This window comes from Marinobacter salinus, assembly GCF_001854125.1.
Taxonomy (GTDB): Bacteria; Pseudomonadota; Gammaproteobacteria; order Pseudomonadales; family Oleiphilaceae; genus Marinobacter; species Marinobacter salinus.
The window spans coordinates 2,046,409-2,065,341 of the sequence record NZ_CP017715.1; the positions used below are offsets into that span (position 1 = coordinate 2,046,409).

Annotated in this window: 18 protein-coding genes and 1 pseudogene; 10 read left to right on the forward strand and 9 right to left on the reverse strand. The window is 55.5% G+C overall.

Features of this window, described 5'->3' with window-relative positions:
- The first annotated feature begins 1 nt into the window (after nt 1).
- The 7 genes from BKP64_RS09300 to BKP64_RS09330 all read left to right on the forward strand — a co-directional run bounded on the left by BKP64_RS09300 (nt 2) and on the right by BKP64_RS09330 (nt 6,385).
- Nucleotides 2–211, forward strand: coding sequence for a hypothetical protein (locus tag BKP64_RS09300; protein WP_070968908.1), 210 nt, complete (start codon nt 2–4; stop codon nt 209–211).
- 181 nt (nt 212–392) lie between these two features.
- A complete protein-coding gene (locus BKP64_RS09305) occupies nt 393–1,472 on the forward strand; it encodes a TauD/TfdA dioxygenase family protein (protein ID WP_070968912.1) in 1,080 nt (359 codons plus the stop codon).
- Between the two features lie 64 nt (nt 1,473–1,536).
- Complete coding sequence (locus BKP64_RS09310) at nt 1,537–2,358, forward strand: substrate-binding periplasmic protein (RefSeq protein ID WP_070968915.1); 822 nt, start codon at nt 1,537–1,539, stop codon at nt 2,356–2,358.
- A gap of 101 nt (nt 2,359–2,459) precedes the next feature.
- Nucleotides 2,460–3,944: a glutamate-cysteine ligase family protein gene (locus BKP64_RS09315; RefSeq protein WP_070968918.1), complete on the forward strand. Its 1,485-nt coding sequence runs from the start codon at nt 2,460–2,462 to the stop codon at nt 3,942–3,944.
- The gene (locus tag BKP64_RS09320; protein WP_227515556.1) at nt 3,941–4,993 is read left to right on the forward strand and encodes a M14 family metallopeptidase; all 1,053 of its coding nucleotides are present in this window, start codon (nt 3,941–3,943) and stop codon (nt 4,991–4,993) included. Before BKP64_RS09315 ends, BKP64_RS09320 begins: the two co-directional genes overlap by 4 nt.
- Before the next feature lie 64 nt (nt 4,994–5,057).
- On the forward strand, nt 5,058–5,477 hold the full coding sequence (locus tag BKP64_RS09325) for a cupredoxin domain-containing protein (protein WP_070968924.1): 420 nt from the start codon (nt 5,058–5,060) through the stop codon (nt 5,475–5,477).
- Nucleotides 5,474–6,385, forward strand: a complete 912-nt coding sequence (locus BKP64_RS09330; RefSeq protein ID WP_070968926.1) for an ankyrin repeat domain-containing protein — start codon at nt 5,474–5,476, stop codon at nt 6,383–6,385. The genes BKP64_RS09325 and BKP64_RS09330 overlap by 4 nt, the downstream gene beginning before the upstream one ends.
- Nucleotides 6,386–6,409: 24 nt before the next feature.
- Here BKP64_RS09330 and BKP64_RS09335 read toward each other — a convergent pair whose 3' ends face one another.
- Together BKP64_RS09335 and BKP64_RS09340 are read right to left on the reverse strand one after the other, a co-directional pair.
- Complete coding sequence (locus BKP64_RS09335; protein WP_157755418.1) at nt 6,410–6,973, reverse strand: c-type cytochrome; 564 nt, start codon at nt 6,971–6,973, stop codon at nt 6,410–6,412.
- 66 nt (nt 6,974–7,039) lie between these two features.
- Nucleotides 7,040–8,746: a pyrroloquinoline quinone-dependent dehydrogenase gene (locus BKP64_RS09340; protein WP_070968932.1), complete on the reverse strand. Its 1,707-nt coding sequence runs from the start codon at nt 8,744–8,746 to the stop codon at nt 7,040–7,042.
- Between the two features lie 188 nt (nt 8,747–8,934).
- On the opposite strand from BKP64_RS09340, the gene BKP64_RS09345 reads away from it, so the two are divergent.
- Nucleotides 8,935–9,906 (forward strand): PQQ-dependent catabolism-associated beta-propeller protein, encoded by a 972-nt coding sequence (locus tag BKP64_RS09345; RefSeq protein WP_070968935.1) that lies wholly within the window; start codon nt 8,935–8,937, stop codon nt 9,904–9,906.
- Entirely contained in the window at nt 9,896–11,059 is a 1,164-nt protein-coding gene (locus BKP64_RS09350; RefSeq protein ID WP_083329193.1) for a type 1 periplasmic-binding domain-containing protein, read from the forward strand. The genes BKP64_RS09345 and BKP64_RS09350 overlap by 11 nt, the downstream gene beginning before the upstream one ends.
- Before the next feature lie 46 nt (nt 11,060–11,105).
- On the opposite strand, the gene BKP64_RS09355 is transcribed toward BKP64_RS09350, so the two are convergent.
- From BKP64_RS09355 to BKP64_RS09370, 4 genes are all read right to left on the reverse strand, one after another.
- Nucleotides 11,106–12,029 carry a M14 family metallopeptidase gene (locus tag BKP64_RS09355; RefSeq protein WP_070968941.1) on the reverse strand — a complete coding sequence of 308 codons (924 nt, stop codon included), beginning with the start codon at nt 12,027–12,029 and terminating at the stop codon, nt 11,106–11,108.
- A gap of 210 nt (nt 12,030–12,239) precedes the next feature.
- Nucleotides 12,240–12,491 carry an addiction module protein gene (locus BKP64_RS09360; RefSeq protein ID WP_070968944.1) on the reverse strand — a complete coding sequence of 84 codons (252 nt, stop codon included), beginning with the start codon at nt 12,489–12,491 and terminating at the stop codon, nt 12,240–12,242.
- Entirely contained in the window at nt 12,484–12,882 is a 399-nt protein-coding gene (locus tag BKP64_RS09365; protein WP_070968947.1) for a GFA family protein, read from the reverse strand. Before BKP64_RS09365 ends, BKP64_RS09360 begins: the two co-directional genes overlap by 8 nt.
- Nucleotides 12,883–12,978: 96 nt before the next feature.
- The gene (locus tag BKP64_RS09370; protein WP_070968950.1) at nt 12,979–13,521 is read right to left on the reverse strand and encodes a DinB family protein; all 543 of its coding nucleotides are present in this window, start codon (nt 13,519–13,521) and stop codon (nt 12,979–12,981) included.
- 169 nt (nt 13,522–13,690) lie between these two features.
- Between BKP64_RS09370 and BKP64_RS09375 the strand changes: the two are divergent.
- Nucleotides 13,691–14,724, forward strand: a pseudogene (locus tag BKP64_RS09375) (IS110 family RNA-guided transposase).
- A 483-nt stretch (nt 14,725–15,207) separates the two neighbouring features.
- On the opposite strand, the gene BKP64_RS09380 reads toward BKP64_RS09375, so the two are convergent.
- The 3 genes from BKP64_RS09380 to BKP64_RS09390 form a co-directional block, all read right to left on the reverse strand.
- On the reverse strand, nt 15,208–15,621 hold the full coding sequence (locus BKP64_RS09380; RefSeq protein ID WP_070968953.1) for a DUF2513 domain-containing protein: 414 nt from the start codon (nt 15,619–15,621) through the stop codon (nt 15,208–15,210).
- A gap of 224 nt (nt 15,622–15,845) precedes the next feature.
- Nucleotides 15,846–17,417, reverse strand: coding sequence for an IS1182 family transposase (locus BKP64_RS09385; RefSeq protein WP_070968956.1), 1,572 nt, complete (start codon nt 17,415–17,417; stop codon nt 15,846–15,848).
- 127 nt (nt 17,418–17,544) lie between these two features.
- Entirely contained in the window at nt 17,545–18,009 is a 465-nt protein-coding gene (locus BKP64_RS09390) for a hypothetical protein (protein ID WP_070968958.1), read from the reverse strand.
- Nucleotides 18,010–18,933: the final 924 nt, after the last annotated feature.

Here is an 18,933-nt window from a genome sequence, read left to right on the forward strand (position 1 = left end):
TATGACAGAAGTACCCCAAAAACAGTCCGGAACCAGCGGCTACTCCTGGAAACTGTCCGCCGTTGCCGCAGTAGCAGCCGTCATTGGGGCCGTGGTTACCTATGGTGAAGTATCACCGATCATCACCGGATTGATACTCCTCACGGCCGTCGGCTGGGGCTTTACGGCCAGGGATAATAAGCGTGGCGCAGAAGAGGATCAGCGCACCTGAGGTGCGCCTGGACGTACCCCGACAAGCGTGACACTGCAAAGCCTCAAACAAAAATCTGCCCGATTTTCTCCTCTCCCCCCATGTCAAAGTGAACGGCAACAAATCCATCAGGCAGGTTTGTGTTCAAAAAACTCACTGGGTTAGGCTGTCTATAAATCAACCAGCAAGGTGGCCTTCACCTATGGGACAAACATCAGAAACATTCGGCGGCAGTGCAGCACCGACCATACCTCCGCTGGACCCTCACCGTGTTTCGCTGATCGAGCATGAAGGGTTAACAGTCAAACAACTGTATCCCCTCGGCGTTGAGATCTATGGCGCGGATGTTCGCACCAGACTGCCCGAGCCTGTCATCGAAGCTTTGGAAAAAGAGATGGCGAATCGGGGTTTTATCGTCTTCAAGCATCAACCGGATCTTTCACCCGATGAGCTGATTAATGCCAGCAAGTGGTGGGGCGCCCGCGAAATCCATTCCACCCACGGCGTCCATCCTGCGACGCCCGAAAGGAACAGACACATCTTTCGCTGTTCGAACGACAGCCGCCACGGAATCCTTGGCGTTGGCCCCCAATGGCATAATGATGGCAGCTTTGAAGCCGCGACGTTTTCGCATTCGGCGTATTACATGGCGCGTGCACCCGAGCATGGTGGCGGTACCCACTTTGCCCATCAGGGGGGAGCCTTTGATGCGCTGCCAGAGGAAAAACAGGAATTCTGGGAACGTCTTGTTTCGGTGAATTCGGCGTACAGCGTCACCCACCCCCTCGTACACACGCACCCCATTTCCGGGCGCAAGAGCGTGTGGCTTCACTTGGGAATGACCGGTGCCATTCTCGAAAGACTGCCTGAGGACGGTGTACCTAACGACGAACTACAGAAACAACCAGCCACCGCCGACAAATTTCGTTTACTGAATGAACATGAAATGAAGGCGCTTTTTAACGACTATAACGATCTGCTGAATAATTCTTTCGAAGAGGGATACGGCATTCGTTATCACTACGACAATGGGGATCTGCTCTTCATTGATAACTGGGCAGTTGCTCACAGAGCCTCACCTGAAGCCCACATGCCGGCCGAACAGCAGGGCTTGAGAATAATGGATCGTGTCACCATCAAAGCAAGGCAGGAGTTAGCTCCCCACTTTGGCTTACCCACGTACATCAATATGGCTGGCCCGCATCCATTCAATAAAGATGGCGTCTGGCAAGCTGGTGGCGTGGGGTTTCGTTGGAAAGACGACATCCGTATGCAAAACTGATCCTCAGGTTTTGTCCGGCGGCCAACTAAGTTAGAGTTGTGTTTCCAAACTTTTGAGCCCTGCCATGAAAGCATGTCTGCCGTCTCACCTCACTTTGACCCTGGCGATTTGCCTGCTTTTATGGACGGTCCAACCGGCAGTTGCAGAGACTGTGCTGCGTGTAGCCTATGAAGATAAAACCCAGTTCCCCTATTACATGGGTGACACCCAACAGGTTTTAGAGGAGCCCGGTGCCGCAGTTGAGTTGGTCAAGCTACTGGAGCAACGCATACCCGGTTTGCGGATCAAATTCAGCCGGTTTCCCTGGAAGCGATGCCTGGCCATGCTTGAAGCCGGCCAGGTGGATGGAGTATTTAATGCTTCCTACAGTTCAGGGCGCACCCGCATTGGCGAGTACCCATGGAAAGATGACCAGGTTGATCCCTCCCGCCGCCTGACAACCATTAGCTACCACCTTTACGCTTTGCCGGGCGCCGCCCTCCGCTGGAACGGCGAGGCCTTCGGGACTTCCAACCTGGAGATTGGCGCTCCCCTGGGGTACTCCATTGTGTCTGACCTGGAGAAACTTGGTGTCTCTGTGGTGAAGGTGCGCAGTTCCATGCAAAGCCTGCAATTGCTGATCGCAAAACGAGTGGACGCTGTTGCCCTGCAGTCAGTAACCGCGGATTTTCTGTTGAACATAAACGCAGACAAACTGACCGGCATCGTCCGAATTGACCCGCCCCTGAAAACCAAACCCTACTACCTGATGCTTTCCCGGCAGTTCAAAGCGGCACACCCAGACCTCTCGGAACGGATCTGGGATGAGATTGGGAAGCTGAGAGAGGAGAAGCTGAATGCACTGTCGAGGTCCTATCTGGCAAAACCGGGAGCGGCTCACAGGTGAGCCGAAGGGCTCTTTACTGCCAGGGTTTAGTGGTCTTGGGCTGGTGCCCGGCGCATCTTCCACTACTATCAAGGTAAGTTGGCGCTAAAGAAGACGTTACCGTGGGACTGTCGATCAAAAAATCGGAATTTACGGCGGAAGAGTTTGAACGTTTTGCTGCCAAGGTCCGGACGGACCTTACAGCACTTACTCGTCTTCTGGAGCAGCCCGGCTTTGGTGAGGGAGAGAGCTCCATTGGAGCCGAGGTCGAGTTCTACATCGTAAACCCTGATCTGCTAGTTCAACCCATCAACAAAGAAATCGCAGCCCGCGTTCAGGACCCCCAACTGACGGTTGAGCTCAACCGCTTCAATCTCGAATACAACCTCAGCCCCCAGGGTTTCAGGGGAGATCCGTTTGCCAGAACAGAGCAAGAGCTGCTCGCTGCCATCAGGCGAATCAACCAGCACGCCAAGCCACTAGGTGGGGAACTGGTACCGATAGGCATTCTGCCCACACTTCGCCAGTCCGATATGGGGGCGGAGGCGATGACAGACGAACCCCGCTACCATGCTTTATCCAACGCGCTGCTCAAGCAACGGGGCCAGCCATTCAGCATCCATATTGGTGGCAACGATGTCATAGATCTGGAGGCAGACGACGTCTACATGGAAGGGGCCAATACTTCGTTCCAGCTGCACTGGCGTGTCCCCGCCCACCGTTTCGCCGATTATTTCAATGCGGTCCAGCTGGTCACGCCGATTGCTCTGGCTCTGGCCAGCAATTCGCCCAGCCTGTTCGGCCACCACCTTTGGGACGAAACCCGGATCGCCCTGTTCAAGCAATCCATCGACAGCCGATCACCCAATCATAAAACCTGGCGCCACCCGCCAAGGGTCTATTACGGGAACGGCTGGGCACGCAACGCCTGGGAACTGTTTGCTGCGTCCGCATCACTGTATCCCCCTATTATTCCCGTAATGTCGGATGAAGATCCCATGGACGTGATCGACCGTGGGGAAGTGCCGAAACTGGCCGAGCTGCGCCTGCACCAGGGAACCACATGGCCCTGGAACCGGGCCATCTTTGATCACACAGACGGAGGTCATCTACGCATCGAGATTCGCTCTATGCCGGCAGGTCCCACTGCCGTTGATATGTGTGCGAACGGACTGTTCGTGATCGGGGCGGCGCTGGCGGTGCTCGATGACATCAGTCATCTGACGTCGATACTCCCCTTCCATTACACCGAACACAATTTCTACCGCGCCGCCAAATATGGCATCGACGCAGAAATCATCTGGCCACACAAGGATCAGGTCCAGTTGCAGGATACGCCCCTGTTGACCGTGGCCCGTGAGCTGCTGCCCCGTGCCCGGGAAGCACTGAAACGAACAGCCGTCGACGAGACGGAAATTCACCGCCTCCTGGGAATCATCGAAGGCCGCATTGAAACCGGCATGTCGGGCGCCCGGTGGCAGCGCCACATCACCGAGTCCTTGTTCAGAACCCTGAGTCCCGATGAGGCGTTCCGAAGTATGCTGTCTCTTTACATGGCCAACCAGAAGACAAATAGGCCGCTCCATGAATGGACACTGTCACCGTGAGCAACTCGAACATTCTTGATTATCTGCATAACCCGTCGCCCCGAACGTTGGGCCGCTCACCCCTTGAGTGGCTGGACGGGCTGAGAAAGCCCACGGTTGTGCATGTTGCCGGTCGCGATCGCTCCCGTACCCGAGCCATGGCAACGCTTCTACACGGCAATGAGCCCTCGGGTCTGTTTGCGCTTCACCGGTGGCTACTGGAGCAGCACACACCCGAGGTCAACATGCTGTTTCTCCTCGGAGGAGTCTATCCGGCGAAGATTCCACCTGCGTTCTCGTTTCGCCAGCTGCCTGACGGGCTCGACCTCAACCGGTGTTTCAAAGAGCCTTTCGAGGGGGAAGAAGGTGCCATCGCACAAGCCATGCTGGCAGAGCTTCGCAAAGAGGAACCGGAATGCCTGCTGGACGTGCATAACACCTCAGGCACGGGCCCGGCTTTCGCCGTGACCATCACCAATGACGCAGCGCATCAGGCGCTGACCTCGCTCTTTACCGACCGCCTCATAATGACGGATCTCCGGCTGGGTGCACTGATGGAATATTCTGAACAGGAAGTGCCCACGGTCACCATCGAGTGTGGTGGAGCCCAAGATGACCAAGCTCATCAACTGGCGTACGAGGGCCTCGTTCGGTATGCCTCCAGACCCGACGTGCTGTCGCTGGAAAAAGCGGAGTGGGACGTTGCCGTACTGCGAAATCCGATTCGGGTGGAGCTGGCGCCCGAAGCGACCATAGAATACCGCCTTGAGCCCAGCGGGCAGGCTGACCTCACGTTTCCGCCAGACATTGAACACCGCAATTTTGGGGTCGTTTCCCCGGATGAGCCGCTAGGATGGGTTGGAAAAAAAGGCCTTAGCGTACTCACAGCCATAAGCCACAACCGGACCGAGAACATGGAGCAGGTGCTTCGAGTCAGGGATGGCCAGATCTACCCCGCCCAGGCCATCAAAGCCTTTATGATTACCACCAACCCGATTATTGCGAAGAGTGACTGCCTGTTCTATGCGGTCAAAGCTACAGGCGAACCCATTTTTCAAGACCTCGTCTGAACTCAGAGGAAAAGGCCATCCCCATGGACTATGCTCATTCGAGGACTGTTTGATGGAACCAAATATGAAACTCAGATACTCATTCTGCGTCTCTCTCCTGGTCTGTTTGCTGGCTTCACAATGGGTTGCCGCAGATGATATTACCCGCCGTGCCACGCGCCTGGAGCCTCTTGAGCTAAACGCGGCCGATGGGTTTTCAATCAAGCGATACGAACTGGAGGCAGGCGTCTATTACCGCTGGCGTATCCAGAGCGACGGTCTTGAGGAGTATAAGTTGCTTGCGCCGGATTTTTTCCGGGAAAGCTGGATTGATCAGGTGGTTGTTGAAGGCCTTGAAGTGAAGCCGATGGGGTTGCATGCGGTCGAGTTTGATCGATCCGGACAAATGGACGTGTGGTTCGTTACTATCCGCCCCGGCACTTATCCATTTTACATTGAAGGTCTGGAGCGCCAGGGGTTCAGTGGAGAGTTTGTTGTTAAATGAATAAACGAAAACTGTGGTTGCTGGTTTCAGCTCTGGCCGTTCCCATGCCCGCGCCAGGCCAACCCGCCAGCCTCGTCTGCGAGGCCCTGGTTCAGAGATTGGAGCAATCCGCCGCTGCCCTTGAGGGGCGTCATTTGAATGAAGCCCTGTTTCAGGGGGCCGAGGTTAAATGCGAAGCGGTTGTCGCTGAGATGCTCGCCCGGGGCGCCTCGGTGGAGGCGCGCAATCGAAACGGGGAGTCAGCCCTTTCAGTCGCCGCGAAACGGGGGGCCATCGACGTGGCGTCCTTGCTGATTTCGGCAGGGGCCGACATTCATCACCGGGATCTTTCCGGCGCGACACCTCTTTTATTGGCCGCCGAGGCGCGCCGAACCCGGATGGTAAAATACCTGCTTGAGGCCGGCGCAGACGTGAACGTCCAAAACAAAAAGGGCGTGACAGCACTGGCTGCCGCTGCTTTTAACGGTGACTCGCGGATGGTCAGCCTGTTGCTTGATGCGGGCGCGGAACCGGACAGACCGGACGAAAGCGGAAAGGTGGCGCTGATCTATGCTGCGGGCAAGGCCGATACCCGGATTGTGTCGCAGCTGCTGGCGGCGGGCGCCGATGCAGATGGCGTCTGGGGCAACGATCTGACTCCTTTAATGTGGGCCGCAGGCCATGCCAATGATGCGCCGCGATTGGTGGCAATCGAAACCGCTGGCCTGCTGCTGGAGGCTGGAGCTGACATTTCACGCGTGGACAACCGGGGCCGCGACGCCCTGATGATTGCCGCAAGCCGGGGGCATACCCGGATGGCCCGTTTTCTTATCGACAAAGGGGCGAAAACGGCCAGGAAAGATCGATCCGGCAAAAGCGCCTATGACCTCGCCACCAATGATGAACTACGCGCGCTCCTGGCCCGGTAACACCCGTTCATGCGGGTGCCTGTCTCAAAGATCGCCAAGATAACGGGCAAGCGCTTCGATCTCTTCATCCTCAACCTTTTTCATGACGCTTATCTTGGCGGCCGCGTTGAGTCGAACCTCGTTCTTGAGATCCTTCATCGTTTGCTCAAGGTAGCCAGGCTGTTGTCCGGCTGCACGTGGAATCCGACTATCGCCCTGCCATTCGCCGTGACAGGCACTGCATTGGCCGCGGGACATAGCTCGCTGTGCCAATTGAGCATCACCCTCCTGAGCCTCGGTCTGAATCATGGGCCATGACTTCTCTGAAAAATACTGGGCCAGCGCCTTCATCTGGCTACGTTCAAACTGTGCAGCCATGGGGCTCATGATGTCGTTTGCGCGTCGCTCTGCAGCGTAATCCTTGAGCTGGGTGTACAGGTAGAAAAACTCCTGGCCATGAATGATCGGGATTGCCGGATCTGACGGCACCCCTTCAGCACCGTGACAGGCCGCACACTGGCCGGCTGCCGCCTCGACATCAAACTCTGCTTCTGCATGGACAGCCCCTGTTGCCAGGAGCGCCGCAAGTAGAACGAAAGCAATTTTCATAAAGGCTTTTCCTGTCAGAAAAAAGAGTGGGCACATGGCCCACTCCTGGTTTTGCATGACGGTTGGTCAGTCGGCCAACGTAAAAGCAATGATGTTGTTGCCGCGCTTATAGTTCAGCTGAGCGTTACCGCCAGCGCCCACAACAATGTATTGCTTGCCTTCCACTGTGTAGCTGGAAGGAGGCGCATTTACACCGGCGCCGGCCTGGAAGCGCCACAGTTCTGAGCCATTCTTTGAGTCATAGGCCTTGAACAGCCCATTGCCCTCACCCGTGAACAGCAGCCCACCGGCTGTGGCCAGAACGCCGCCGATCATCGGCTGGGCGGTACGGACCTGCCAGGAGATCTTGCCGGTGTCGTAATCTACCGCAGTGACATTGCCCCACTGCTGTTCGTCAGGGATGACGTCAAAGGAGCCGCCAAGCCACAGCTTGCCCTCAGGATAAGGCGTTGAGCGTACGGTGTAGGTCATGGGCTGATGCAGGTTGATCGCATAGCTCAGACGCTCGGTAGGGTCGATCGCCATGGGTGACCATTCAACGCCGCCGTTGGCGCCGGGCAGCATACGCGCACCGTCTGCTGTCGGAAGTGTCCACATATCCTCTTGTGGAACCATGGCCTCCGAGAATCGGATCATCGAGCAATCACTCGCCTTATTAACGTACACGTGACCGGTTTTTCCGCCGTGCAGGATACCTTTGACATCCTTGCCGTTGGCGTCCTTCACCGTTGTGATGATTGGCGGTGATACCGAGTCCAGATCCCAGACATCGTGCGGGATGTACTGGAAGTGACAGACATATTCGCCGGTGTCCAGATTCACCGCGACCAGGCTGTCCGTGTAGAGGTTGTCGCCAGGACGCAGGGAACCGTCCAGATCCGGGGAGGGGTTGCCAACCACGAAGTAGACTGTGTTGGTTTCAAGGTCTACCGCGGGGTTCTGCCATACGCCGCCACCCAGCGTCTCATACGGGTCGCCCAGTTCTTTAAGGGCCGCCTTTTCCGCTTCGATATCGCGATGCATGTCGCGGCCAGTGGCGTCGTGTGTCGCCCATACACCAACCGAGTCTTCTGCAGTCGTATTGAACGTCCAGAGCAGCTCGCCGGTTTCGGTGTCAAAAGCCTTAACGAAGCCACGAATGCCGTATTCGCCGCCGTTGGTACCGATCAGCACTTTTCCGTTCACGACGGAGGGCGCCATGGTTTCGGAATAACCAAACTCCGGATCGGCGATCTGGGTCGACCAGACCTGTTTGCCGGTTCTGGCATCAAGTGCAACAAGTTGTGCATCCAGCGTGCCCATGAATACCTTATTGCCATGGACGGCTACGCCGCGGTTGTTAGGGCCGCAGCAATACGTGGTGATCGGCCCCATGTCGTGCTTGTAGTGCCAGATTTCCTCACCGGTCCGTGCGTTAAGCGCATAGACATGGTTAAAGGAAGTGGTCACGTACATGATGCCATTGACCACGATGGGCGAGGTTTCCAGCGAAGCCACGACTTCGGTCTGGAATATCCAGGCCGGACGTAGCTTGTCAACGTTTTCGGTGTTGATCTGGCTCGCCGGGTAGTACCGGGTCTGCTCGTAATTGCCATTGGTGTGAAGGAAGTTGTTGCCGTCGCCGGCGGCGCGAGTAAGCATGCGTTGGTCGACGTTTCGAAGGTCGCCGTAGTATGAACTGTCGGAGGTTTCTTCCTGCGCCTGCGCAGTTGCCTGAAAAAGGCCTGCAAGCGTGAGCATTACCACGGTTGCAGTGAGTCTGTTAACGATCATCTTTTGACTCCTTTCGTGAAAGAGCGTTGGCCAGTCGTTTTTTTTGTTCTAGCATGATTGATACTAGTTCAACCACAGGCCGCAGCCAGCGATCGTTATATCGAAAGAGCGCAAGGGCGACGTTTTTAGGCCGAGCCGATACTTCCACTATTAGCGTCGCGCTTTTACGCCGCATCAAAGGAGTTTCAATGAAGTGCCTGGCACGAACATTCCTGGTCGCTACCATCTTATTGAGCCCGCCACTCGCTGCCAAAACCGGGGACGCGATCGTTGCCAATGAACGCGGCAATAGCCTTACGATTCTGTCGCCTGATGCTGAAGTAGTAAGAGAAATTCCGGTTTGTGCCCGCCCGAGAGGTATGCATTTCAGCGCTGACCGGTCGGAGTTTTTCGTGGCCTGCGCCGACGATGACATGATCGCAATCTACAGTACGGAATCCCGCAGGCTCTTGCGCCGGATTCGAGGTGTCTCCGCTCCGGAAACCTTTGATCTTCACCCGGACGGCCGTCGCCTGATCGTCTCAAACGAAGAAGACGCTCTGGCAACCGTCTATGACGTCCAGACCGGCGAACTCCTGGCAGAATATGAAACGGGCGAAGAGCCGGAAGGTGTTCAGGTCACCCCCGATGGCCGCCTAGTTTTCGTCGCCTCGGAAGCCGCGAATCTTGTGCATGTCATCGACCTGGAAGCCGACGAAGTCATTGCTGACATACTGGTGGATACCCGGCCCCGGCGCTTTGCGCTTACGCCCGATGGCAAGGAGTTATGGGTGTCCGCTGAACTGGCAGGGATGGTGAACATTATCGATGTAAAGACGCTCAAGCTGGTTGCAGACATCCGCTTCCTCCCCACCGGGTTTCGGCCCGACCAGGTCACACCCGTGGATTTGCGCATGACCGCAGATGGAACCAGGGCCTATGCTGCGCTTGGACGTGCCAACCATGTAGCGGTCATCGATGTGCCCAATCGCAAGGTGATTGAGTACGTGCTGGTGGGAAACCGGGCCTGGGGTCTGGGCCTGACGGCTGACGAAAAAACCCTGTATGTGGCTAACGGCCTGTCGGACGACGTCACCGTCATCGACACTGACAGTCTCAAGCCCCTGAAAACGGTGCCGGTAGGGCGCGTACCTTATGGGGTTCTGGTCGATGATCAGTAGACTGCTTCTGGTTGTCGTGCTGCTGAACATTCCTTTCGCGTCTGCCAGCGAGCCGGCCCGCATTGTTTATCTCGGCATGGCGAACGATGGCTTTTATGAGCCACAAACCGTCTATACCGGTTTGTCCCTGCGTGACCGCAAGAGACCCGTAGACGCGGCACAGGTGGCGCTTCGAGGTACCCGGATTCTTGAACGCGCACTGGGTTTGTCCTTTGCACTGGACGTCATCCTGATGGCCCCGGACCAGTCCCCGGTAACGGCCGTGCGGGAAGCACGTGAGAGTGGAGCCCTGGCCGTAATCCTGGATCTTCCGGCAGAGGCAATGGCGGCTGTCGTAGAGTCTGAAGGCGGTGAAGGCCTGTTGTTCAATATACGCCACCGCGAAGCGCGGTGGCGTGCCGAAGATTGTGCGCCGGCACTTTTACACACCCTGCCCTCCCACGCCATGCTCGGTGATGCTCTGGCACAGCACCTGAAATTCCACGGGTGGCAGAAAATTTTACTGCTCAGTGGTAGTGGCGACGAAAACCGTTTAAAGGCAGAGGCTGTCCGTCAGTCAGCGACCAAGTTCGGGCTCAACATCGTCGCTCAGCGCGAATTCAAACTCACAAACGATCCGCGCCAGCGGGACCTGAGCAACATTGCGCTGCTGACCGGGGGCGTGACCCATGACGTTGTCTGGCTGATCGATAGTGAGGGAGAATTCGGCCGGTATGTGCCTTATGCGACCCAGTCACCACGCCCGATCGTCGGTTCGGAAGGTTTATCGGCTCACGCATGGCACTGGACGCTTGAACGCTACGGTGCGCCCCAACTCAATCAGCGTTTCCGGCGCGAACACGAACGTGATATGAGCTCCGAAGATTTTGCCGCCTGGGCCGCCGTACGTGCCGTTGTCACTGCGGTCACGGAACTGCGTGCCGCCGACCCAAAGGCCGTCGCAGACCATCTTCGTTCGCAAGGGTTTGCCATGGACATCTACAAAGGCGTTCGAGGCAGTTTTCGAACCTGGAATGGCCAACTCCGTCAGCCCATCCTGCTGGCAACCCACAATGCAGTTATTTCCATCGCGCCTTTAACAGGCTTTGAACACAGCGTTGACACGCTGGATACGCTCGGCGTCGACAAGCCCCAAAGCCTTTGCAGACGTTGATGCTTGCCGTAGGTTGGGCACAAGTGAAAGTCTGGCTTAGTTTTAGCTACTGGTGCGCCAGCGCATAGTCGATCGCTGCACACACCGCGGCAGCCTGCGCAGCATTGCATTGCTCGGGGGTTACACGGGAGCTATCGGGATAAACCTCGGTAGTGGTCCGGTAGGGAGCGCGGGTAATACCAGCGCACAGACCCCACTGCGTGAGCGGATACTCGATGACGCCCTGAGCCACCACCGGTGAACCGAATATCTCGCCGCTGTCATCGGCCGGTGCGATATGCGTCACCTGCTCCACCGCCTTGATCAATGCCTGCTGGAAATCAGGCTGCGGGTTCTCGCTGTCATCGACTACGTAGAAACCATCGGGAATCCCCGCGGGCTCAAACGGCTTTCCGTCGCGAGCAGCCAGCGCCGGACGAAAGTCAGTCTCGTCGGTATCGGTGGTTTCGTGAAGATCGACATGAATCAGCGCACGATCACGAACAGGCGCCACCAATCGCATAAGAGCGGCCGACTCCTCAGCCGGACTGCCCTCGTGGAACGAGCGGTTCGGGTCGATCGCGTTCGGGTTCCAGCGATGGATACGCTCGTATGCCCAGGGGCTGACACAGGGCGCGACCAAAAGATTGACGCGGCCCGCGTAATCCGCCGCATGCTGATCAACGAACTGCAGCGCGCCATGAACACCGCTGGTCTCGTAACCGTGAACCCCGCCCGTTACCAGCACCACCGGCAGATCGTCATTCCAGTCGCGGCTGCGAATCGCCATCAACGGATAATAATCCGGGCCGTAATCCAGACAGCCATACTCTTCCAAATCAAAGCGCGAGCGCAGGCGCTCGATCGCACTCAACACCTCAGACTCGTAGCTGCGTTGACGGTTCTGTCGTGACAACCACTCGGCGCGTTCCACGTCGCCCCAGGGAACGCCGGACGTACCGATTGGATAAGGTGCGGAAGCCGTGTTCATATCGTTTTTCTCCGGTGATGGCAAATGCAGGCGGGCATTCTAGCATGCGCATCTCTCGCGCCCGCCGTCCGTCGCCAGTTAGCACTCTGACGCCAAGTCGGCCTGCAAATAGTCATCACTGACTTCTAATTCATAAACTGCGACAAACATCCTTTTTTACTCGTTGAGTACATTAGGCGTGTTCAAAGGTGCCGGGTTGAAAAGAATAGTTCATTTGATGAGCGCTCTAGCCTTCCTCGTGACATCCTTACCAGACACAGCCTGAACTGTGCCATCATCAAGCTCTTTGCCTCTGCGTCGGGCCTCAGGCAACCAATCGGACCTGAGTTCCTCTTCTGACGGAGACTCCAGGTTCAATACCAGCTGTTGGATAAGTTGGCCTTGGTCTTCTTTAGAAAGGTGGAGCGCACCGGGGGAAGTCCACGTCCGCCTTACGCGGCTTGTTATCACTGCCTCAGTCATTCTCAATAAATTGAGGCAAATCGTCTGTAATCTCGAACCACGGAGCTTTGCTGCCTACGAAAACATGGCGGTCTGCGCGTACACCTGGATCGGTGTCGAGGGTGCCCAATGGAAGAGCATAGACTTCCGGTCTTGAATCGAATTTTGTATGAATGCTTGAACCGCAGTTTGCGCAAAAAACCTTGAACTCTCCGGGCGAGGACTCGTAGGTTTTTAGCAGCTCCTGGCCTCTGACGGTCCGCCAGTCATCCACTCGTACCTTTGCACAGGTTCGGAAAGCCGCCGCATGGAGCTTGCGGCACATGGAGCAATGGCAGTTGTAAACGTCGCTAAGGTCGCCGGCTACTTCATATTGGACGCCACCGCAAAGGCAGCTACCAGATTGAATCATTGACTCACCTCCCTGTGTGATAACTCCGCTCAGCACGCGCGGCTACGGAATGAAGGCGAAGCCGCAATGTAGTAGACGTCGCCGTGACTGGCCTGGTTATACATGAGCCTCCTCCGGAATCTGAGCCAACAGGTCAGTAACCCCGATATCCAAGCCAGCCTGTGATAGCAACGTAGACACTTGGCCACGATGGTGAGTCTGATGGTTAAAGAAATGAAGAACTAGGCTCGAATATCGCTTGTTAGCAGGAATCCCTTTGGTGTTGTGGTAGCTGAGAACGAAATCCAGATCACTTTCGGATAGCTCTGCTATCCAGTTGATAATCTTGCGATCCAACCAGATCCGGCGCCGAGATAAGCTATCAAGGTCTTCAAAGACTATCTGATCCAGGCGAGTCGGACTTTGAAGACCAGCGACCTCTCGCAACGAGTTCAGGCAGGAGGGATGGGCCGCAAATCGTTTGAGCCAGATGATGTCGCCAACGAGGATGTGATTGAGAGTTCCCAGAATGGAGCCAAAAAAGGCCCCACGGTCTTTAGTTAAATCTGTTGCAGAGAGCTCTCCCACAGCCTCATAAACTTTTGAGTTCATCCACTGGTTGTAATTGGCTAGCAATTCAAAGTGATTTTTCAGGCTCATCAGAGTTCCTTCTCGTGTATAACGCGCGGCTCACGCGCCGGATTGGAGATACGAAGCAGCGGAAAACCGGTCGCCGTAAAGCCGATTGATACTGAGTGAGCCTTCTCCCCAGCCCAGCGGTTGCCCGCTAAGCTGGAAGGCGACCAAGCACTACAAGGGAGAAGACTCAATGAACTTTTACCATAGCACCCACCGCCATTATTGTGGAATCGACCTGCACGCCCGCAGCCTTTATGTCTGCATCCTCGACCAGCAGGGCGAAGTGCTGCTACACAAGGACATCCGGAGCCCTTACTGGCCCTGCTCGAACCCTTTCGCGATGATCTCGTGGTGGGTGTTGAATGCATGCACTGCTGGTACTGGATCTCCGATCTGTGTGAAGAACACGGCATCAACTTTATCCTCGGGCATGCGCTGTACATGAAGGCCATCCAAGGCGGCAAAACCAAGAACGACCGCATCGATTCATTCAAGATCTCAATGCTCATGCGCGGTGGCAATTTCCCATTGGCCTACGTCTATCCCAAGGAAATGCCGGCCACCCGCGACTTGCTGCGCCGACGCACCCGGATCGTCCAGCACGGGGCCATGCTCAAGGCCCACGCGGTGAACACTCTGGGCCAGTACAATCTTCCGCCCAGTAAAGCCAACCTCAATAACCCTGGCGGCCGGTCACAGCTCACCGCTGCTTTTAGCGATCCAGACGTTCAACGCAACATTGATCTGGACCTGGCAATCGTCGACTGTTATCAGCACGAACTCAAAAAGCTTGAATGGCATCTGGAGCAGCAAGCCAAACAACACGATCCGGCTTCACTCAACGTGCTGAAGACCATTCCCGGAGTAGGTCGCATTCTGGCCCTGACCATTCTCTACGAAGTCGGTGATATTCAAAGCTTCGAATCGGTTCAAAAGTTCGCATCCTACGCTCGCCTGGTAAAGTGCAAAGCAGAATCTGCAGGCAAGGTTTACGGTACTCAGGGCAACAAGATCGGCAATGCCCATCTGAAGTGGGCGTTCTCGGAAGCAGCCGTGCTGTTTATCTGTAATAACGACAAGGCCAAGCGCTACGTCGAAAAACTCCAGAGGCGAATGAACAAACCCAAGGCCCTCTCCGCCCTGGCGCACAAGTTGGGCCGGGCGGTGTACTTCATGCTCAAAGACAACAGGGTGTTCGATGAACAACGGTTTCTGAAAGGTTAGTCACGCCACGGGCTGAGCAAGACGCCTAACTGGATCAGAAAGGATGACACCGAAGACTGCAAGTCCGCTGACTGGTACCCGATACCGAAGCGGTTTTCTGTCACCGTTGCTGAAGCCAAAGCGACTTGATTAGCCAGCCCGTGGGCGTGCCTTAATACCATGAGCCAGTGCGCTTACACCGGTCCTGAGCCTGACACTAACTGGAGCCATGCAGCCCGACGCTTGAATAGCGCCAGTGACCGGTTAACCGATGAGTGTCTGGTGCCCCTGACCCACCGAAGGAACGACCGGTCAGGCTGTGGTCCAAAGCCGCGTAAGAGAGCCCCTATATGTGTTTGCTGTAAGTGCCTGACAGCTCGACGAGACTAGCGAAGAAGGCGTTCTCGCTCATGGGTTTAGGTTGGCCGCTGGCGCGGCCAAAAAAATGACTATTGCCTATTGATTCCGAGAAGGCTCATATGGGTTATGTGGTGAATTCAGACCCTACTCCAGCAGATCATCCAACTTCTTCTCAAGTGCCTTTTTGCCCAGAGCAAACACTACTTTTACAGTTTCACTTGGCCCGGCATCCCTAAAAGAACTTTTCAATTGACCAAACACTCCCGGCTTGGAAAGGTCCGCTGCGAATTGATGGCCTTTGGCTGTCAGCCTCAGCGGTTTTAAACTTACGTTAAATCCACCCGTACCCATTCGGCGAAAACCGATACCGGGTGAATCTGTTGAGCTTTCAATTAGGCCTTGATCGCTCAGAATTTCCATATGGAAAACAAGCTTCTTGAGTTTCTCATCGTCTTCCCAGAGAGGCTTTATGTCGTCATGGTCGATGCGAAAGTCTGGATGTTCGCTATCCAGAACCACATCGAGAAAGCCCTTTAAATATTCGAGATCTACTCTCATTCAAAAGCAACCTGATGTTTGACCGCGGTGCACACATAACGAGGCTGTAGAAAAACCCGATTCCGAGCCGTTCCTACCGCCTGATTCCTGAAATTTCTGTCGTGGCCATCAGCGGCCGATTATCGCGATTCCAGTGCTTAGCCATCCATTGCAGCCCTTTGATGGTTTCAGCGCCGGTATGTCTGAGGTCCAACGGCCATATTTTCGGCCTTCCCGGCCCTTCCTCACGCTGCCAACTGTCCGTAATTCGCCAACTTCTCAATATTGTGTACGAGGCAGTATAGCTGCCACTGGCCCTGTACCTTTTTCCGGCCTCGCAAGCTGAAGCGGTTGAGCCCTTTGTTGGTCCCGATGTTACCGAACACCGGCTCCACCACCGACATCCGATGACTGTAGACCTCTTTACCCTGCTGGCTGTCGACGCGTTGCTTCATCCAGTCGGTGTAGGTAGGCCCGCGCTTCAGCTCCAGGGTATAGGAGACTTGCCGCCCTTTGCCTTTGCGGTGATCGGCAGACTCCGGGTTCTGCATACATTGATGCTTCTTCGGGCAGTGTCGGCACTGAAGCAGTCGACCCTGGAAATGAGCCCGAGGGACACCGGCCTGGTCCGTTCTCGTTCCCTCATAATGCAGAGCTTTTCCTGCCGGACAGATGCACGTCATAGTGACCGGATCGAACTGGAACTCACTGGCCGGAATCACCTGTTTCCAGGTTGAGGCGGATGGGCGTTGATGCCGCTTGCCGTACTTATCTTTCTGCTGCGCGAACTTGGGGTCGCGGCTGCGGAATTTGTTGTCGGGCACGTAGCCGTTGATCTGCCGTTCGTGCAGGTATTTCATGTTCGCTTCGTTGGCGAAGCCGGTATCGGCCGTGATCACAGTGCCTTGCTGATAAATGCTGTCAGCGATACCCAGCTTCCTGAAGCGGGCTTCCACGCTCTCCAGTACCGGTTGCAGGGTGTGGTGTTCCTGGCCTTCGCCAAAGGCCTGGGCGTCGATGATGATCTGGTGTTTCTTGTCCACCGTGGCCACGCCGTTATAGCCCTGGATCGTGCCCTTGCTGGTGGTCATCTTGGCGCTTTCATTATCGGTAATGTTGCTCTTCACTTCCTTGCTCCGCTTCCCCCGGCCCATCCTTGGGCGGTTCGTCTTTAGGAAGCGGTCCACTTTCTTCAGGGACTCATCCAGGGAGAGAGCTGTCTTGGCTCGGCGGATATCCCGGTCCAGTTCCGCTTCGGTCTCTGCCTCGTCCCGCTCGTGGTGTTCCTTCAAGTGGTAGCGGATCAGTCGTCGCAACTTCTCCCGCTTTTCACCCAGCTCCTTGAAGGTGCCCGACCATTCCTTGGCGGCATTCGAGGACATCTTGCAGCCGTCGATCGCAAACAGCTCGTTACCCAACAGGCCCTGTTCGTGGCACACCAGCAAGACTTGCTCGAACAGCTCTTCGATTTCATCGGCATGGCTGCTGACGAACTTGGCCAGCGTGGTGAAGTGCGGGACGGTATCGCAGGACAACGCCTTGAAGATAATGTTGGTCTCGCAGCACCACTGGATCTCCCGGCTGGACGTGATGCCCTTTGAATAGGCGAACAGAATGATCTTCAGCAGGATGGCTGGATCGTAGGCCAAGCGGCCGGTGTCTTCGTTGCGGTACTTGGGGTGGAAAACTGACAGGTCCAGCTTGTGTTCAATCAGGTAATGAACCGCGTGTTCAAAGGTGCCGGGCTGAAGCTGTTCCTGGTAGTTGATCACGACCATGGCGTCCTGATCGTAGTTGTAGTGCTTGAAGCGGGGCATTCCGACGGCTCCTTGTCTGTTTGCCTGATCCTACCAAACCGGGAGGGGATTTTCGGGGTTTTTCTACAGCCTCAACGCCTTGAATAAGCGGCCGTTTGGAGCACCAGCGCAAAACGGTCGGCTTGATTTACTGGTTAAATGATCGCTCGATCACTTCCCCACTGTTCTCATCGAACTCCCAGATCTCAACGTCCCTTGGTATCAAGTGACGATATGTTCGAATGTAGTACTCAGCCAGTGTTTCTTGCCGCCTTTCGCTCAAATCTCTGAGGACGAAAAGAATTTTTCGAAACCCTGGTGGAGCGACGAGAAAATAGTACATCGCTTCATTCCAGACAGTGAGTTTGGCACTTGGAACGTTATCGTTCGGGGCAGTCCATTTATGCGATTTACACTCGACGAGGATCTTTTGTTCTTCGCAACCTAAATCAAACGCATGCAGTTTGGAGGTACCATGCAAGCCGACCGGGACCTTAAAATTCTTCTCTAGATTCAGCCCAATTCCCGCAAACACCTTGAGTGCGACATTTTCGAAATCTCTGCCCACGTGAGCATTTGAGACTGAGCCAACTCTCTGGTGCGGCTTACTCATGGATTCCTTTTTTCATTTAACGATACATGTTCACGTGCCGGAGCGAAGCGCAGGTCGCGTGCAACGTGTTGTTAAACGGAACGTCCAGAAAGACTGTCATATTGCTCTTAGTCACAGGCCACTCCATACCCGGAAGACAACCCTGGAAAGGTATCAGGCCAATGGTCAGCGCGGGCAACCAAGACGAGAAGGCACGGAACAAAGGCGACCACGATCGCGGATTGATCGGCTTTCCCTCAAGAGCCGGAGCAGACGGATCAAGCCGCGACTTATCCGTCTGCTCCGGCTCTTGAGGGTAGCAGGGAGAGCGCTCAACGGCGATCCGCATTATTTGTTTTCTTGCACACGATCCCAGATGCAAAATGATACTGTTTACTTATACAGTGGTATACCGCTAACCTACGGTGAAACGGCAAGAAAACCTTTGCACCCTCACCCACCGCTTTAACAGCTAATTATACGAACGCGTTCGTATATCCCCCGTTCGTAAAACTCCGCTCAAATTATCCCGAACAATAGATCAATTCTTCAGTAAAAAGAGCGCCTTGAGCACCAATTACCACGGCTACCGCCGGAGTTATACGCCCGTTCCTGAGCCACTCCTGCTCCTGGCCATGGGCGTATAACTCCGCCCTTCGTGTTCCAACTTTCAACCCTATCAGATAGTTACCTTCATTTCTCATGCGATGTTTCGGAGTTTTGCGAACGCGTTCGTATAACTCCGGCATACCGTCGTGTTGCGGAGGTGTGGTCCGGTACCGGGGCCTTCGGATTCTTGGCGCCCAGGAACAGTCATGTGCCAAAAAGGGTGCGGGTCTGGAATACGCTTGCCACCTTGAAAACACTGGCCCTGTCCCCAATTAGGAGGTAGTTCGATGCCTCGGCCTGATGGCACGGCATCTTCCCTTTTTCATGCATTCACCA

Bases quoted from the DNA above. Each gene is read 5' to 3' on its own strand.
- BKP64_RS09365 (WP_070968947.1), bottom strand. From the start codon at position 12,882: ATGATTCAATCTGGTAGCTGCCTTTGCGGTGGCGTCCAATATGAAGTA.
- BKP64_RS09350 (WP_083329193.1), top strand. From the start codon at position 9,896: ATGATCAGTAGACTGCTTCTGGTTGTCGTGCTGCTGAACATTCCTTTC.
- BKP64_RS09385 (WP_070968956.1), bottom strand. From the start codon at position 17,417: ATGCCCCGCTTCAAGCACTACAACTACGATCAGGACGCCATGGTCGTG.
- BKP64_RS09340 (WP_070968932.1), bottom strand. From the start codon at position 8,746: ATGATCGTTAACAGACTCACTGCAACCGTGGTAATGCTCACGCTTGCA.
- BKP64_RS09310 (WP_070968915.1), top strand. From the start codon at position 1,537: ATGAAAGCATGTCTGCCGTCTCACCTCACTTTGACCCTGGCGATTTGC.
- BKP64_RS09390 (WP_070968958.1), bottom strand. From the start codon at position 18,009: ATGAGTAAGCCGCACCAGAGAGTTGGCTCAGTCTCAAATGCTCACGTG.
- BKP64_RS09305 (WP_070968912.1), top strand. From the start codon at position 393: ATGGGACAAACATCAGAAACATTCGGCGGCAGTGCAGCACCGACCATA.
- BKP64_RS09325 (WP_070968924.1), top strand. From the start codon at position 5,058: ATGAAACTCAGATACTCATTCTGCGTCTCTCTCCTGGTCTGTTTGCTG.
- BKP64_RS09355 (WP_070968941.1), bottom strand. From the start codon at position 12,029: ATGAACACGGCTTCCGCACCTTATCCAATCGGTACGTCCGGCGTTCCC.
- BKP64_RS09330 (WP_070968926.1), top strand. From the start codon at position 5,474: ATGAATAAACGAAAACTGTGGTTGCTGGTTTCAGCTCTGGCCGTTCCC.
- BKP64_RS09345 (WP_070968935.1), top strand. From the start codon at position 8,935: ATGAAGTGCCTGGCACGAACATTCCTGGTCGCTACCATCTTATTGAGC.
- BKP64_RS09300 (WP_070968908.1), top strand. From the start codon at position 2: ATGACAGAAGTACCCCAAAAACAGTCCGGAACCAGCGGCTACTCCTGG.
- BKP64_RS09370 (WP_070968950.1), bottom strand. From the start codon at position 13,521: ATGAGCCTGAAAAATCACTTTGAATTGCTAGCCAATTACAACCAGTGG.
- BKP64_RS09335 (WP_157755418.1), bottom strand. From the start codon at position 6,973: ATGAAAATTGCTTTCGTTCTACTTGCGGCGCTCCTGGCAACAGGGGCT.
- BKP64_RS09380 (WP_070968953.1), bottom strand. From the start codon at position 15,621: ATGAGAGTAGATCTCGAATATTTAAAGGGCTTTCTCGATGTGGTTCTG.
- BKP64_RS09360 (WP_070968944.1), bottom strand. From the start codon at position 12,491: ATGACTGAGGCAGTGATAACAAGCCGCGTAAGGCGGACGTGGACTTCC.